This is a genomic window from Streptomyces sp. SID14478 (assembly GCF_010548525.1).
Classification (GTDB): Bacteria; Actinomycetota; Actinomycetes; order Streptomycetales; family Streptomycetaceae; genus Streptomyces.
The window spans coordinates 1-779 of record NZ_JAAGMG010001410.1; the positions used below are offsets into that span (position 1 = coordinate 1).

The 779-nt window shown below is 75.7% G+C and carries 1 protein-coding gene; it reads left to right on the plus strand.

The annotated features are described in order from the left end of the window. A partial coding sequence (locus G3I40_RS44625; RefSeq protein WP_164560494.1) for a serine/threonine-protein kinase occupies nt 1–779 on the plus strand: 779 nt, incomplete at both ends.

The window sequence follows — 779 nt, forward strand, 5'->3', positions numbered from 1 at the left end:
ACCCGCACGGCGAGGCGCAGCGGCGCGCCTACGCACGCCTCCAGCGCGAGGCGCGGGCCGCGGCCGGCGTCGACCATCCGTCGGCGGTCACCGTGCACGACGTGGTGGTGGAGGACCAACTGCCGTGGATCGTCATGGAGTTGGTGCGCGGTGAGTCGCTCCACGAGGCGTTGAAGCGCGGGCCGCTGGCCCCGCGGGAGGCGGCCCGCATCGGGCTCGCCGTCCTCGGCGCGCTGCGTGCCGCGCACGCCAAGGGCATCGTGCACCGGGACGTGAAGCCGGCGAACGTGCTGCTCGGCGCGCACGGCCGGGTCGTGCTCACCGACTTCGGCATCGCGCACATCCAGGGCGAGGAGTCGCTGACGGTGAGCGGCGAGTTCGTCGGCTCGCTGGAGTGCATCGCGCCGGAGCGGATGTCCGGCGACGGCGCCGGGCCGCCGAGTGACCTGTGGTCGCTGGGGGTCCTGCTGTACGCGGCCGTCGAGGGCTGGTCGCCGTTCCGCCGTACGACGCTGGAGTCGACGCTCGCCGCGATCCTGTCCGTCGACCCGCCGCGGCCCGAACGGGCGGGTGTGCTCGGCCCGTTGATCCACCGGCTGCTGTCGAAGGATCCGGCGGGGCGGCCGGATGCGGACGCGGTCGAGGCGGGGCTGGTGGCGGCGGCCGAGGGGCGCACGCTGCCGGAGCCGTTCGGGGAGCGGGCGGCGCAGGACCCGTCGGGGCTGCGGGAGTCGGGCGACGACGTGGGGACGGTGCGGCTCGCACAGCGCCCCGAAACC